Genomic DNA, 14005 nt, shown 5'->3' with positions numbered 1-14005 from the left:
TCGGTTTCGGCAGCCTGCCACAGGCGCTGGCGAAGGGGCAAGCGCCCTTCGCCATGCCCCGATCACAGGCTGCTGGCGACCTGACGCAGGCCGCGCGGGGTCACGCGCGGTTCGGTGGTCCGGATCAGCGATCCGGCGCCGTGTTCGGTGAACAGCTCCAGCAGGCAGGCGTTGGGCACGCGTCCGTCCAGGATCACCACCGCACGCACCCCGTCGTCCAACGCCTTCAGCGCGGTCTCGGTCTTGGGGATCATGCCGCCGGCGATCTGGCCGTCGGCGATCATCGCACGGACCTGGTCGGGATGCAGCTGCGTGACCACCTGGCCGGTCGCGTCCTTGACGCCCGCGACATCGGTCAAAAGCAGCAGGCGGTCGGCCTTGAGCGCGCCGGCGATGGCCCCCGCCGCGGTGTCGCCGTTGACGTTGAAGGTCTCGTTATCCTCCATGCCGGTGGCGACGGGGGCGATGACCGGGATCATCCCGGCGGTGTACAGGTCGCGAATGATCTGGACGTTCATCTCGACCGGGCGACCGACGAAACCCAGTTCCGGGTCGTCGGCCTCGCACACCATCATGTCGTCGTCCTTGCCCGAGATGCCGACTGCGCGGCCCCCTGCGTCATTGATCGCCTGAACGATGCGCTTGTTGACCAGGCCGGACAGCACCATTTCGACCACCTCGACGGTCTCCTTGGTGGTGACGCGCTTGCCGCGGACAAAGCGGCTCTCGATGCCAAGGCGACCCAGCAGATCGTTGATCATCGGCCCGCCACCATGGCAGACGACCGGGTTCATGCCGACCTGCTTCATCAGCACGACGTCGCGGGCGAATTCGGCCATCGCCTCGTCGTCGCCCATGGCGTTTCCGCCGAACTTGACCACGACGACCGCCCCGGAATAGCGCTGCAGGTAGGGCAGAGCTTCGGATAGGGTGCGTGCGGTGGCGATCCAGTCACGGTTCATGTTCTGTGTTCTCATCCTTGGGGCCCCGATCTGACGGGGCGGACCCTAGGACGCATGCGCCGATCAGTCCAGCCCGGCGATGATCGCGCGCAGCGTGGCGATGCCCTGGTTCTTTTCGGAGCTGGTGACGACCAGTTCCGGATAGGCGGCAGGGTGTTTCTGCAACGCTTCGCGCACCTGATCCAGGACCGGGGCCAGGGCGTTCGGGCCCAGCTTGTCGGTCTTGGTCATCACCACCTGGAACGGCACCGCGGACCGGTCCAGCAGGGTCATGATCTCGTGGTCGACATCCTTCACGCCATGGCGCGAATCGATCAGGCAGAACGCGCGGCGTAGGGTCTGACGCCCGGCCAGGTAGGATTTCAGCAGCGCCTGCCATTTCGCGACGACGGCAACGGGGGCCTTGGCAAAGCCATAGCCCGGAAGGTCGACCAGATAGGAGTGCTCGCCCAGGGCGAAATAGTTGATCTCTTGCGTGCGGCCCGGCGTGTTCGACGCGCGGGCCAGCCCCTTGCGGCCGGTCAACGCGTTGATCAGGCTGGACTTGCCCACGTTCGATCGGCCCGCAAAGCAGACTTCGGGACGGTTCGGTGGCGGCAGGCCGTCCATGTGGACGACGCCCTTGACGAAATCGACCGGCCCCGCGAACAGCAGGCGAGCCTGCTCTGCCTTGGAGGCTTCGGGATCGGGGGCGGTGGGAAAGGCGACTTTCATGCGTGGACCTGATCTTGCAGGCGGACCGGACCGCCGGTGACAACCTCGGCGAAGATGCCGAAATCGGTGTGGCCGTAAAGCCGGTCCAGCGTCTGGACCATGTCGATGTCGCGCGTCCCGCTGTCGGTATCCGCGCTGGTGGCGTCGCAGCGGCCGACATGGTCGGTAACCCGCAGTTCTGCCGCGCCGATGCGGATGGTGCGGCCGATCAGGTCGCGTTCCGCAAAGGGCGCCCAACCATCGACCCACAGGTTGCCGCGCCACCGATGCGTGCCGAAGGCCTGGCCGCACTGGGCTTCCAGATGGGCGAGGCTGGACAGGGACAGGATGGACACAAGGGGCCGCTTCTGGTCGGTCCAGACGGCCGCACCATGCACCAGCCGGGTGGGGGCAGGGGCATCGGTCGGCCAAAGAGGGCGCAACCAGTCGATCAACTGCTGTCCCTGCGTGGCAGGGTCCAGCACCAGCGTGCCAGCGCGCGGATGGGACAGGTGCAGCATGCCATCCCGCCACCCGCCGACGATGGCCTGCAGATCGGCCGAGACGACGCCGCGCAGGAAACAGGATTTGGGCAGCCAGCGATCCGGCTGCCCGTCGGTCTGGCGGGCCAAGGCGTGGCGTTCCCCGGCCTCCGTCAGCACCGCCCATTCACGATCGCCGGGCAGGCGACGGCCGGCCTGCAGGGTGACCTGCTCCAGCCCCTCTCCGCCGACCGACTTGATCGGATGGCGGCGGATCAGGGCCAGATGCGCGGTCACTTTCCTGCGCCGGGCTTGTTGCCGGGACGCTTGCGCGTGGGCATCGACGACTTGATGTTGCCGAACAGGTCCGGACGGTGGCCGTGCATCGACATGATCGTGTACTGCTGCAGGATCGTGATCACGTTGTTGGTGATCCAGTACAGCACCAGACCCGAGGCGAAGCCGCCCAGCATGAACATGAAGATCCACGGCATCCAAGCAAAGATCATCTTCTGCGCGGCGTCCGTGGGGGCCGGGTTCAGACGCTGCTGCATCCACATGCTGATGCCCAGGGCGATCGCCAGCGCGGGCAGCGTGACGGAGTGCAGCAAGGTCCCCTGCGCCGGGACGCCGTAGGGCAGCAGGCCATAGAGGTTCAGCAGGCTGGACGGGTCGGGCGCGGACAGATCCTGGATCCAGCCGAACCACGGCGCATGGCGCAGTTCGATAGTGACGAAGATCACCTTGTAGAGCGAGAAGAAGATCGGGATCTGCAGCAGGATCGGCAGGCAGCCCGCGGCCGGGTTCACCTTTTCCCGCTTATACAGCTCCATCACTTCCTTCTGGAACTTCATCCGGTCGTCGCCGGTGCGGTTCTTGATCTCTTCCATCTGCGGCTGCAGTTCCTTCATCTTCGCCATCGAGATGTAGGACTTGCGGGCCAGCGGGAAGACCAGCGTCTTCAGCACGAAGGTCAGCGCGATGATCGCCCAGCCCATGTTGCCGATGATGCCGTGCAGCCAGTGCAGCAGCTGGAAGATCGGCTTGGTCAGGAAATAGAACCAGCCCCAGTCGATCGAATCGACGAAGCGCTGGATGCCGGGGGTCTCCTCATAGCCGCGGATGACCTCCCAGACCTTGGCGCCGGCGAACAGGTAGCTGTCCGCGCTCAGCTGGGTGCCGGGCTCCACCGTCTGCATCGGGAAGCGGGCCTCGGTCTGATAGATGTCGGCGCCGTCGGCGTATTTCACGACCGCGGTGAAGGCCTGGCCGGGCGCGGGGGCCAGCGAAGACATCCAGTACTTGTCGGTGAAGCCGATCCAGCCGTTGCCGGTGACGTTATAGACCTCGGCCCGGCCTTCGCGGTCGATCGGGTCCAGTTCGGCGACGTCGTCGTATTTCATCTCGACCAGGGTGCCGTCGACCATGCCGACCACGCCCTCGTGCAGGATGAAGTTGTTCTGGGTGTCGGGGCGGCCATGGCGCGCGATGATGCCGTAGGGCGCGGCCGAGAACGCGGCATCGCCGTTGTTCTGCAGGCTCTGGCCGACGGTGAACAGGTAGTTGTCGTCCAGCGCGAAGGTCCGGCGGAAGATCTGGCCCGCGCCGTTGTCCCATGCCAGCGTCACCGGCTGACCAGGGGACAGCGTCTCGCCCGATTCCAGCGTCCAGACGGTCGCGGGGTTCGGAACCAAGCTTGCATCCACGCCCGGACCGGGGGTCCAGCCATAGACGGCATAATAGGGTTTGTACTGGGCGCTGTCGACGGGGATGCTGTCATCGGCCGTCGCGCTGGACGGCGTCAGCAGCCGCACGTCCGGAGACCCCTCGTCGCGGGTTTCCTGATAGCGGGTCAGCAGAAGGTCGTCGATGCGACCACCGGCCAGCGAGATGGACCCCGACAGCGCCGACGACTGGATCGCGACCCGGCCGGCGGGTTCTACGGCATCCGGCTCGGCCGCCAGGTCGGCGGGGGCCGTCGTGGCCGCTCCCGTTCCGGGGGTGGCCAGCGGCTGGTCGCCCACGACCTGTTCCGTCAGCGGCTGCCCCGAGGGCTGGTCGGAGACGGGTTCGGGGGCGAAGACCGTATACCATACCAGGATCACCAGAAACGACAGGACCGTTGCCAGGATCAAATTGCGGTTGTTGTCTTCCATTCCGTCACCACCGTCATCGCGTCAGTCTGGGCGGTTCAACAGAACGCACCCCCAAAGGTCAAGCGGATTTGCCATTTGACGCAGGAATGCAAGGGAATTCGCCGAAACGCCCCGCGCGTGCGACCGCGGGGCGCGGGTCCATGGGGCGGGTGTCAGCCGCGCAGGCCGATCGTGGGAAGGCGCGCCGCGGCGTCCGCGTGGCTGGCCAGGAAGGCCAGGCTTTTCGTCAGCGGCATGGGCCGGGCAATAGCATAGCCCTGGACTTCGTCGCAGCCCATCTGCGCCAGGAACGCGTATTCCTCGCGGGTTTCAACCCCTTCGGCCAGGGCCGCGATGCCCAACCGCTCGGCCAGGGCCAGGATCGCCAGGATCATCCGCTGTTGGCCGTTGTCGATGTCGCAGGCCGTGACGAAACTGCGGTCGATCTTGATGCGATTGATCCCGAACTGTCGGATCGCGTCCAGGCTGGCATAGCCGGTGCCGAAATCGTCCAGGTCGATCTGGCAGCCTGCCTCGGCCAGCTTGCGCAGGTTCTCGCGGGTCTCTCCGCTGCTGGTGACGGGGCCGACGCTTTCCAGTACCTCGACCACCAGGCGGCGTGGAGAGATCTCGTGGCGATCCAGCTCCCACAGCAGGCAGTCCGCAAAACCGCGGTCCGACAGTTCGCAGTTCGAGATGTTGATCGACACGGTCGGCACGTCGAACCCGGCCTTGTCCCAGGTCTTCAGCGCGGCCATGGACTGCGCCAGCATGAACAGTGTCAGGGTGTTGTGATCGGCAGGCGACATGTGCGGCAGGAACACCCCCGGGGCGAGGATGCCGCGGGTCGGGTGGTTCCAGCGGGCCAGCGCCTCGAACCCGGTGATCTGGCCGGAATTGCAGCACACCTGCGGCTGGAACCATGCCTCCATCTGCGCCGCGACCACCGCGTCGCTGACGGTCGCGATCAGGCCCGGCCCGGACAGGGCAGGGTCGTAGGGATAGAGGCGCAGCTGGCCCAAGGCGCAATCCTCGACCAGGTTCATCCGCTGGCGGGCATTGTCGACCAGCGCGGTGATCGAGGGCAGGTCGGGGGTCGTGGCGTGGATCAGAACGCCGGTCATCACCGGGGTGACCTGCTGGCCCGACAGGGCGACAGGCGTCTGTCCCTGCTGGTGCAGCCTGCGCGCGACCTGCAGCGCGTCGCGGTCGGTCCGGTCGCGCAGCACGAAGGCGAACAGGCCGGGCGCCAGCACCTGCACCGGATCATAGGGACGCACCGCGCCACCCAAGGTCATCGACAGCTGCACCATCAGGTGCCCCATCGCTGCCTTGTCCAGGATGTTGCCCAGGGCTTCGGTGTTCTCCAGCCGCATCAGCAGCAGGCTGCGGGACAGGTCCTGACCCCGCTTGGCGCCGCCAAGCAGCCTGCGGAGGGGCGAGAACAAGCGGTTCGCATTCTTTGACATACCGGACCTTTCACGGAATCACCGGGGTCAGGAATAGATCAAATTGCTTGTCGTACCGTTAATGTTCCCCGGCCGGATCGCGCAGGATCGGGGGAAGGGCGGGCTTATCACCCTGTTCGGGCGGGAAAATCGCGGAAAAATCGAATAGTTCAGTATCCAGCAGGTGCGACGGCCGGACATTCATCAGCGACCGGAACATCACCTGCCGTCGTCCGGGCGTCCGCGCCTCCCATTCGTCCAGCATGCGTTTCACCTGGACGCGCTGCAGCCCTTCCTGGCTTCCGCACAGATCGCAGGGGATGATGGGATAGTTCATCGCCCGCGAAAAGCGGTCGCAATCGTCCTCGGCCACATAGGCCAGCGGGCGCAGGACGGTCAGGTCGCCATCCTCGTTCAACAGCTTCGGCGGCATGGTGGCCAGGCGGCCGCCATGGAACAGGTTCATGAAGAACGTCTCCAGCATGTCGTCGCGGTGATGGCCCAGCACGACGGCGGAACAGCCCTCCTCGCGCGCGATGCGGTACAGGTTCCCGCGGCGCAGACGCGAACACAGCGCGCAATAGGTGCGGCCGGCCGGGACCTTCTCCTTCACGATGGAATAGGTGTCCTGGTATTCGATCCGGTGCGGCACGCCGCGCGCCTTGAGGAACTCGGGCAGCACCGTGGCCGGAAAGTTGGGCTGTCCCTGGTCCAGGTTGCAGGCCAGCAGCTCGACCGGCAGCAGCCCGCGCCACTGCAGCTCGTGCAGGATCGCCAGCAGGGTATAGCTGTCCTTGCCGCCCGACAGGCACACCAGCCAACGGTCGCCGGGGCGGACCATCGCGTAATCCTCGATCGCGGCGCGGGTCTCGCGGACCAGCCGCTTGCGCAGCTTGCGGAACTCGGTCCCCTGGGGGGCGCCCGCGAACAGGGGGTGGATCTCGGTGGTGTCAGCGTCGTCCAGCATCGCGGGCCCTTTCATGGTCGGGATCGGCGCCGGGCACCGGGTCATAGCCGTGCCCGCCCCAGGGATGACAGCGCCCGATGCGCCGCAGGGCCAGCCAGCTGCCGCGCAGGGCGCCGTGGCGGGCCAGCGCATCCAGCGCATAGGCCGAACAGGTCGGCTGGAACCGGCAGCCATGCCCGACCCAAGGAGAGGCCAGCAGCCGATAGCCGCGCACCGGCAGCGCGACAAGGCGCGCCAGCGGGCTCATGCGTGGATCTTGGCCATGGCGCGGGCGAAATCGCCCTGCAGATCGGCAAAGGGTCGGCCGATGGTCGCTTCGGGGCGACCGACCAGGACATAGTCCCATCCGGCCTGGCCCAGATCGCCCAGCCCAAGGCGGGCGACCTCGCGCAGGCGCCGCTTGGCGCGGTTGCGGGCCACGGCATTGCCGATCTTCTTGGAGCAGGTGAATCCGATCCGTGCCGGGCCGTCATCGTCCCGCCTGCGGGCCTGCAGCAGGAAGCCCGGCATTCCCTGACGCCGCGCACGGGCGGCGGCCAGGAAATCGGCGCGTTTCTGCAGGACGGGCGGCATGCGAAATGCCGCCGTGCCGACATCCCTTGGCTGAACTTCAGCAGGATGGGGCAGAGGCGGCATGTCGAAAGCCTTTACGTGGCGGTCGTGACCGCCGGCAGGATCACGAATGATCAGGCCGACAGACGCTTGCGGCCCTTGGCGCGGCGGCGGTTCAGCACCAGACGGCCGCCTTTGGTGGCCATGCGGGCGCGGAAGCCGTGACGGCGCGCACGAACGAGGTTCGACGGTTGGAAGGTGCGCTTCATGATCAGTCTCCGGGTCGGTTCTTGCGGGGCGGATCGGGACGGGGCAGATTGCAGAAGACTGCCCTGCGCCACGACGCCGGTTGTTCGAAGCCCGCTGGATAGTGGACCCGCAGGCCCACGTCAACCATCCAAACCGGTAAATCACGGGCCAATCGGTCCGGGAACCGGGTCACGATCACATTCGTTTGATGTGCAAACCCGCAATCGCTTGGCTGACAAGTCCGGCCCGCGACACCATAACCCGGACACGATGCGACTGAACACGATCTCTGGCCGATTCGCCGCGCTGACAACCATGTTCGTCATCCTGGCAGAGCTGTTCATCCTGCTGCCATCCTTGGCGGGCTTTCGGCTGGACTATCTGGAGAGCCGGCTGGAACGGGCGCAGATCGCCAGTCTGGCCCTGCTCGCCACCGACGAATCGATCGCTCTGGATCTGGAGGCCGAGCTGCTGCAGACGGCCGGCGTGTTCAACGTCGTGCTGCGGCGCAACGACGTGCGCCAGCTGGTCCTGTCGTCGCCCATCCCGGGCCCGATCGCCGCGACGTATGATCTGCGGTCCGAAGGCGTGCTACACACGATCGGCGATTCGCTGCGGGCGCTGGCCGACCGACAGAATCGTGTGATCCGCGTCATCGGCGCACCGGTGAACCAGGCAGGCCAGCTGATTGAGATCACCATGGAAACCGCGCCGCTGCGTCAGGCGATGATCGACTACGGCCTGCGCCTGCTGGCGGTGTCGGCCGCGTTCTCGATCCTGACGGCAGTGCTGCTGTTCACAGCCGCCCAACGGATGATCCTGGTGCCGATTCGTCGCGTGATCACCCACATGTCCGCCTATGCCAGCGCGCCCGAGGACAGCCGTCACATCATCATCCCAGACGCGCGCCTAGCGGAACTGCGCGAGGCCGAGACCGCCCTGCAGTCGATGCAGCAGACCGTGACGTCCTCCCTCAAGCAGAAGGAGCGCATGGCACAGCTGGGTCAAGCGATCGCAAAGATCAGCCACGACCTGCGCAACATCCTGACCACGGCGCAGATCTTTGCCGACCGTCTGGAGGACAGCGCCGACCCCAAGGTTCGTCGCGCCGCGCCCAAGCTGGTCAATTCGATCACCCGCGCCGTGAACCTGTGCGAGACGACGCTGGCCTTCGGCAAGGCCGAGGAGCCTGCGCCGACGCTGTCACGCTTCAACCTGGCGCAGCTGGCTGCCGAGGTGATCGAGGCCGAGACCCTGGCAGGGGAGGCGGCAGGGCGGGTCGAGTTCCTGACCGACATTCCCCCCAGCTTGGTGATCCGCGCCGATCGCGACCAGCTGTACCGGGTGCTGGCCAACCTGGCCCGCAATGCCCGCCAGGCGATCGAGGCGACCGGCGGCCCTGGCACGGTCGAGATCGGCGCCGGCGAGGCAGAGAGCGATTGGTGGATCAAGGTCTGCGATTCGGGACCGGGCCTGCCGGACAAGGCCCGCGAGTACCTGTTCAAGCCCTTCACGGGCAGCACGCGCCGCGGCGGCACGGGCTTGGGCCTGACGATCGCGGCCGATCTGGTGCGTGGGCACGGGGGCCGGCTGATCCTGCTGCGCAGCGATGCCGAGGGCAGCCAGTTCTGCATCCACATCCCCCGCGGGATGGCCGATCTGTCTGCCCGCGCCGATGCTGCGGCACGATAACGGACGATTTGCCAAAAAGGAGTCATCTTTTTGTCTTTTCGCCCTTGCATCCCCCCGGCGTGGCCGCTAATTCCCACCGCATGTTGCACCCGTAGCTCAGCTGGATAGAGCACCAGACTACGAATCTGGGGGTCGGGCGTTCGAATCGCTCCGGGTGCACCATTTTTCCTTTCGTGAATACCAAGCAAAATTGCCGTTTGTATCACGGCTATGCCTTTTTGGTGGGCCAGCTTCCCCGCCCGCTCCTTCCTGTTCCGCCAGTGGCGAAGCCATCCCTACGTTTCACTTTGGATGACCTGATGTCATTCGAAGGGCAAAGCAGGGTGGGCGCAGCCCGACCTGCGGCCGGACGGTGATCTGACACACGGGGCCGGAGCGGTGAAATTGGGAGGGACCCGCGCGCCCCGCGGGTGGGAGGAACCGGATTTCTCCGTGGAGGCTGACGCGCAGCGGCACCAGAGCCCGTGTTCGGATTGCCGGCCGGATGGCAGGCGGAAAAAAAATGAAAGATCGCCAGCAGTGCCAGAGCGAAGCGGAGGCGCGGCTGTCCGTTAAATCAGCGATCGCGGTGCCCGCGATCACCATATCTCTGAAAAGCAGCTTCTCGACTGCCAGGCAGCATCAACGCGAAGAGCCTATAGACGACACTCATGCCACCTGCAGCTAATGCAGTCGCAGCATGAGCGCTCGGCCTATCGCAGCAACTCAGCCTCCGTCGCTAACCGCGCAACATCAGACGCTAGCGGTCGCGGGAACCTAGAACCGCAAGGTTGCTCCAATGATCGGCCCCGCCATCGTCATGTCGATCCGGGTACCGCCATCACGATAATCCACATTCAGCTGCCGATAGCCGCCGGAAAGATAAAGCTGATCGGTTACTTGATAGTTGGCAGTAGCGACGATCTGGCTGGTGTCATGTGAGCCTCCGACGTCAAATCCACCATAATCGGCATAAAATAGGGCGCTCCAGCGCGGCGACAGGGTGTAGTTCACACGAACGGCCACGACCGGGTCAGCAAAGGACTTGTCGCCGCTGCGCGTGACCGCGCCACCAAAGACGTCGGCTGTCCCTTCGATCTGCCACAGTCGTGCGCCCGCCAGGACGTCCATGTGCATTTCCTGCAGATCGACTGCCCTGTAGCCACCCAGCAGGGTCAGCGAGCTTTGGCGGATCTTGGCGCGCGCCGGAATGCCTGGCGGCACCATCCCCTCTTCGCTGGCCGACGCGATACTGAGGTCACCCATCAACACGAAGCGGTCGCGGCGGGCATAGCCAGACAGGAAGAAGGCGCCGTCCAGATTGTCGAGGACGTCCGACAGGGACTTGTCGACCTCGACGGTTGGGGCGCCGGTGAAGGGCGTGACATCGCCGCCGAGGCCCGCGCCCCAGACATAGGCCGTCGCCTGGCCCTGCCAGGCACTGTCCTGCGCGGCGGCGGGCAGGACAGGCAGAACGATCACGGCCATCGCCGCCAGCAGCTTGGTCAAACGCATCGTCATCTTCCTTTCACAGGCTGTTCTTGTGGATGCGGCCGTTCTTGACGATCAGCCGCAGATTGCCGGTGTCCTCCAGCCAGTCGAGGCTAGCCTCCGGATCGCCTTCGACGACCAGCAGGTCGGCAAAGGCTCCGGGCGCGATCACGCCAAGGCGCCCGTCATAGGGGGCACGTGGTCCCGACATGGCCAGCAGCTGCCCCGCCGCGCCGGTTGCACGATGCAGCGCCTCCAGCGGCGACATGAAGCGCGCGAGTTTGGTCAGATGCCGCCCCTGCTTTTCCGCGCCGCCGAACAGCACGTCGCTGCCGAAGGCCCAGTTCACGCTGTGCGTCCGCGCGAGGTCAAATGCACGCATCGTGCCCTCGGCCACCATCTTCTGGGCGGCAATTGCTGCGGGATCGGCGTACTGGTTCGAATCCTCGTCGGCTAGGAAGGGCTGCAGCGACCACCAGACGCCGTTATCGGCCATCATTCGGACTGTCTCCTCGTCAGCCAGCTGACCGTGTTCGATGGACTTCACGCCGGCGCGGATGCAGCGCTGAATTCCGCGCGAGGTATAGACATGGGCGCAGACATATGTGTTCCAGTCGTCCGCCGCCTGGACGGCCGCGCGCATCTCCTCTTCCAGGAACTGCGTGGAGTCGATTGGATCAGAGGGAGATGCGACCCCGCCGCCCGCCATGATCTTGATCTGGCTAGCACCTTTCATCAGCTGTTCGCGCGTCCGGCGCAGCACATCGGCGGGCCCGTCGGCGATGGCCGTCATGCCGTTCTGCATGGCGTAATCCGCCTTGTCCGACGGCATCAGCGGCAGTTGGTTGGGAAAGCGGAAATCGCCATGCCCTGAGGTCTGAGAAATCATTGCGCCCGACGGGAAGATGCGGGGGCCTTCGACCACACCCCGGTCAATTGCGGCCTTCAGGCCAAAGGCAGGTCCGCCCACATCACGCACGGTGGTGAAACCGCGCTGTAGCGTGGCACCGGCCTGCTGGCCGGCCAGCAGATGGACCAGCCCGATATCCTGCGTCAAGGCAACGACCTGACTGACCGATGCCAGCGTGGCATGCCAATGCGCATCGATCAGTCCGGGGATCACACTGCGCCCGCCGCAATCAATGCGTTCGGCGTCCTCAGGGCCCTGACCGGCCGCCGGAAGCCCGGCGATGCGCCCGCCTTCGATCAGGATGTCGACACCCTGGCGCATCGACAAGGTCTCTCCATCGAACAACCTGAGGTTGGTCAGTAGCAGAGGGCGGGCCGGGGTCTGGGCGCGAAGCTCCCGCGGTGCAAGGCCGAAACCCGCGAACATCCCAACCACGGCCGCCATGCCGCCGATCATCTGTCGACGAGATATGTCGGCCTCGATCCGGCGCATCGCCGTCTGCGTCTCTGGTCGTCCGCAGTGACAAAAACTCTGTGTTCCCGGCTCGTTGACACCCTCAAAACAGGCAAAGCACATCGCGCACCCTTTGTCGTTGTGACCGCAAGCCCGGCGAGATCATCGAGCCCTCTTCACGAAAAGGTAACCTTAGGTTGCGTCAGTTTCATACAAGAAAAATCTCGTATTTCTGCCGCCGTCGTGCGTCATCATGACACGCGGATGTCCCCGCCAGAATTTATCGAGGATGTTAGGGTTTAGGCAGAAAGCACTTAGCGCGAAGGGAGACATCTCGTTGAGTGTTCCTGTCAATAAGCACGGGTAGCAGGGGTGTCGACAGCCGTCGCAATGCCAAAGAGGAGTTGCCAGAATGATAGGATGGTCCAATAGACCTTTTCGTTCTGTTCCCGGACATCAGATGCGATCCGTCGCTGTTGCACTGTTAATTCTGACAGTTTCCGCCTGCGGCGCACGTCCAACGAACGAGGTGCTTCGCCCGACCTCGGCGATAGTTGAAGATGCAAAGATCACGCAGGTCTACGTCGCAACCACGCGTGCCCCCCGTACGGCAGGCAGTACAGACTTTGGATATGTCCCATCACTTGGTGCCAGCTATGCCGCCTTCTCGGTCTCGACACCCCCCGGACATAAAACGGGGCGGATAGAGTGGCCACGAGATCAGACTGACCCGGCCACCAGTTTTGCCACGGTGGACAGCACTATCATGAGGGAAGACGAATTCCGAACAGCGGTGTCCAATGACCCGCGCAAGGGATCAGGTGTTGTCGTCTTTGTTCACGGCTTCAATCACAACTTCCCCGAGGCACTCTATCGATTGGTGCAGCTTTCCGTCGATTCCCGGGCTGATGGAGTGCCGGTGCTGTTTTCGTGGCCGTCTGCGGGGTCCCCTTTTGCTTATCTGGCTGACAAAGATGCGGTGGCTTTCTCGCGTGACGGGCTGGCGCGAACGCTGTCCGCGCTGGTCGACGACGCCGAGGGCGCCCCAGTCCAGGTCGTTGCACATTCGATGGGGGGGCTACTGACCATGGAGGCTCTGCGACAATTAAAGCTGGAAGGACAAGATGATGTTCTGGACCAGTTGTCTGTCGTCATGGCGGCCCCGGACATTGACCCCGATGTTTTCCGGGCGCAGATCGCCGTGATCGGTCCGATGGCCCGAACGATGACCCTTCTGGTCTCGCAGGACGATCGAGCCTTGGATTTGTCATCTCGGCTCTCCAGCCACCGGGCCCGGGTTGGCGCGCTGGACGTCGCCGATCCCAGGGTGGAAAGAGCCGCCCGCGCTGCCAACATCGCGATTGTGGACATATCGGCTCTGCCAGCGTCGAACCGGATCAACCATGACCGCTATGTCGAATTGTCCGCAATCTACGGGGAGCTGAACTCGGAGCAGTCACCATATCGCACAAGCGCCACTGCATTGAGCGAGGCAGGGGTGTATGTGCTCGATGCGTTTCTGAGGAACTAGGGGTAGTCTCGACGGGGTCCGACGTCTTTGCTGCGTATTGTCGGATTGCGAATGACTTAGCGGAGCAAGTGTCCGCTCTTAAATTGATAAAGTAGCGACTATGCTGCACAAATTACAAACTGCATTCCACCGTTTGCAGCGATCCCTAGGAACAGAGGGCCAGTAACGCTGCACCTACAGCGAACGACCGAAAGGATTCGCATAGCGGGCGGTTCACGATAGCCCCCATCCGTCATTTGTGCGGGACCTTCCGGAAGTCCGCTGCAGTTGCAGGACTCGTGTACCCGTCACCTCAAAGGCCGATACGGAGAACGGAAAGCCGACTTTCGCTGCGCCTGCTCTATGCTTGCTGTACACCTCTTGTCACAACTAGTGCTGGCGAATGGGTAATCCTCCCCGTTTTAACGGGGTTTGGTCGTAGAACTCACGCAGCCATTTTCAGTTTCTGTGCGGGTGTTATG

13 protein-coding genes and 1 tRNA gene are annotated in these 14005 nt (G+C 64.5%); 3 read left to right on the top strand and 11 right to left on the bottom strand.

What is annotated here, in order from left to right; translation table 11 throughout:
- Nucleotides 1-62: 62 nt before the first annotated feature.
- The 9 genes from argB to rpmH all read right to left on the bottom strand — a co-directional run bounded on the left by argB (nt 63) and on the right by rpmH (nt 7508).
- Nucleotides 63-962, bottom strand: coding sequence for an acetylglutamate kinase (gene argB / locus FHD67_RS16265; RefSeq protein ID WP_045982134.1), 900 nt, complete (start codon nt 960-962; stop codon nt 63-65).
- A gap of 63 nt (nt 963-1025) precedes the next feature.
- The gene (gene yihA, locus FHD67_RS16260) at nt 1026-1676 is read right to left on the bottom strand and encodes a ribosome biogenesis GTP-binding protein YihA/YsxC (protein ID WP_045982133.1); all 651 of its coding nucleotides are present in this window, start codon (nt 1674-1676) and stop codon (nt 1026-1028) included.
- Entirely contained in the window at nt 1673-2434 is a 762-nt protein-coding gene (locus FHD67_RS16255) for an MOSC domain-containing protein (protein ID WP_139599335.1), read from the bottom strand. Before FHD67_RS16255 ends, yihA begins: the two co-directional genes overlap by 4 nt.
- Nucleotides 2431-4293: a membrane protein insertase YidC gene (yidC, locus tag FHD67_RS16250; protein ID WP_139599333.1), complete on the bottom strand. Its 1863-nt coding sequence runs from the start codon at nt 4291-4293 to the stop codon at nt 2431-2433. Before yidC ends, FHD67_RS16255 begins: the two co-directional genes overlap by 4 nt.
- A gap of 152 nt (nt 4294-4445) precedes the next feature.
- Nucleotides 4446-5741, bottom strand: a complete 1296-nt coding sequence (locus FHD67_RS16245) for an EAL domain-containing protein (protein ID WP_139599332.1) — start codon at nt 5739-5741, stop codon at nt 4446-4448.
- Between the two features lie 58 nt (nt 5742-5799).
- Entirely contained in the window at nt 5800-6687 is an 888-nt protein-coding gene (gene ttcA / locus FHD67_RS16240; protein ID WP_046000115.1) for a tRNA 2-thiocytidine(32) synthetase TtcA, read from the bottom strand.
- The gene (yidD, locus tag FHD67_RS16235; RefSeq protein WP_045982129.1) at nt 6671-6934 is read right to left on the bottom strand and encodes a membrane protein insertion efficiency factor YidD; all 264 of its coding nucleotides are present in this window, start codon (nt 6932-6934) and stop codon (nt 6671-6673) included. The genes ttcA and yidD overlap by 17 nt, the downstream gene beginning before the upstream one ends.
- Nucleotides 6931-7323, bottom strand: a complete 393-nt coding sequence (gene rnpA, locus FHD67_RS16230; protein ID WP_046000116.1) for a ribonuclease P protein component — start codon at nt 7321-7323, stop codon at nt 6931-6933. The genes yidD and rnpA overlap by 4 nt, the downstream gene beginning before the upstream one ends.
- Nucleotides 7324-7373: 50 nt before the next feature.
- The gene (gene rpmH / locus FHD67_RS16225) at nt 7374-7508 is read right to left on the bottom strand and encodes a 50S ribosomal protein L34 (RefSeq protein ID WP_042247969.1); all 135 of its coding nucleotides are present in this window, start codon (nt 7506-7508) and stop codon (nt 7374-7376) included.
- A gap of 250 nt (nt 7509-7758) precedes the next feature.
- Between rpmH and FHD67_RS16220 the strand changes: the two genes are divergently transcribed.
- Together FHD67_RS16220 and FHD67_RS16215 are read left to right on the top strand one after the other, a co-directional pair.
- The gene (locus tag FHD67_RS16220; protein ID WP_046000117.1) at nt 7759-9180 is read left to right on the top strand and encodes a sensor histidine kinase; all 1422 of its coding nucleotides are present in this window, start codon (nt 7759-7761) and stop codon (nt 9178-9180) included.
- Nucleotides 9181-9265: 85 nt separating this feature from the next.
- Nucleotides 9266-9342: transfer RNA gene (locus FHD67_RS16215), tRNA-Arg, on the top strand.
- 594 nt (nt 9343-9936) lie between these two features.
- On the opposite strand, the gene FHD67_RS16210 is transcribed toward FHD67_RS16215, so the two are convergent.
- Together FHD67_RS16210 and FHD67_RS16205 are read right to left on the bottom strand one after the other, a co-directional pair.
- Nucleotides 9937-10674: an outer membrane beta-barrel protein gene (locus tag FHD67_RS16210; RefSeq protein WP_139599330.1), complete on the bottom strand. Its 738-nt coding sequence runs from the start codon at nt 10672-10674 to the stop codon at nt 9937-9939.
- Between the two features lie 13 nt (nt 10675-10687).
- On the bottom strand, nt 10688-12004 hold the full coding sequence (locus FHD67_RS16205; RefSeq protein WP_246071326.1) for a metal-dependent hydrolase family protein: 1317 nt from the start codon (nt 12002-12004) through the stop codon (nt 10688-10690).
- 775 nt (nt 12005-12779) lie between these two features.
- Here FHD67_RS16205 and FHD67_RS16200 point away from each other — a divergent pair.
- Nucleotides 12780-13544, top strand: coding sequence for an alpha/beta hydrolase (locus FHD67_RS16200; protein ID WP_176695163.1), 765 nt, complete (start codon nt 12780-12782; stop codon nt 13542-13544).
- Nucleotides 13545-14005: the final 461 nt, after the last annotated feature.

It is taken from the genome of Paracoccus haeundaensis, assembly GCF_006239215.1.
In the GTDB taxonomy this organism is placed as follows: Bacteria; Pseudomonadota; Alphaproteobacteria; order Rhodobacterales; family Rhodobacteraceae; genus Paracoccus; species Paracoccus marcusii.
This window is presented reverse-complemented; position numbering and strand designations above follow the sequence as displayed.

Bases quoted from the DNA above. Each gene is read 5' to 3' on its own strand.
- FHD67_RS16220 (WP_046000117.1), top strand. From the start codon at position 7,759: ATGCGACTGAACACGATCTCTGGCCGATTCGCCGCGCTGACAACCATG.
- rpmH (WP_042247969.1), bottom strand. From the start codon at position 7,508: ATGAAGCGCACCTTCCAACCGTCGAACCTCGTTCGTGCGCGCCGTCAC.
- rnpA (WP_046000116.1), bottom strand. From the start codon at position 7,323: ATGCCGCCTCTGCCCCATCCTGCTGAAGTTCAGCCAAGGGATGTCGGC.
- yihA (WP_045982133.1), bottom strand. From the start codon at position 1,676: ATGAAAGTCGCCTTTCCCACCGCCCCCGATCCCGAAGCCTCCAAGGCA.
- FHD67_RS16200 (WP_176695163.1), top strand. From the start codon at position 12,780: ATGAGGGAAGACGAATTCCGAACAGCGGTGTCCAATGACCCGCGCAAG.
- argB (WP_045982134.1), bottom strand. From the start codon at position 962: ATGAACCGTGACTGGATCGCCACCGCACGCACCCTATCCGAAGCTCTG.
- ttcA (WP_046000115.1), bottom strand. From the start codon at position 6,687: ATGCTGGACGACGCTGACACCACCGAGATCCACCCCCTGTTCGCGGGC.
- FHD67_RS16205 (WP_246071326.1), bottom strand. From the start codon at position 12,004: ATGGCGGCCGTGGTTGGGATGTTCGCGGGTTTCGGCCTTGCACCGCGG.
- FHD67_RS16210 (WP_139599330.1), bottom strand. From the start codon at position 10,674: ATGCGTTTGACCAAGCTGCTGGCGGCGATGGCCGTGATCGTTCTGCCT.
- FHD67_RS16245 (WP_139599332.1), bottom strand. From the start codon at position 5,741: ATGTCAAAGAATGCGAACCGCTTGTTCTCGCCCCTCCGCAGGCTGCTT.
- yidC (WP_139599333.1), bottom strand. From the start codon at position 4,293: ATGGAAGACAACAACCGCAATTTGATCCTGGCAACGGTCCTGTCGTTT.
- yidD (WP_045982129.1), bottom strand. From the start codon at position 6,934: ATGAGCCCGCTGGCGCGCCTTGTCGCGCTGCCGGTGCGCGGCTATCGG.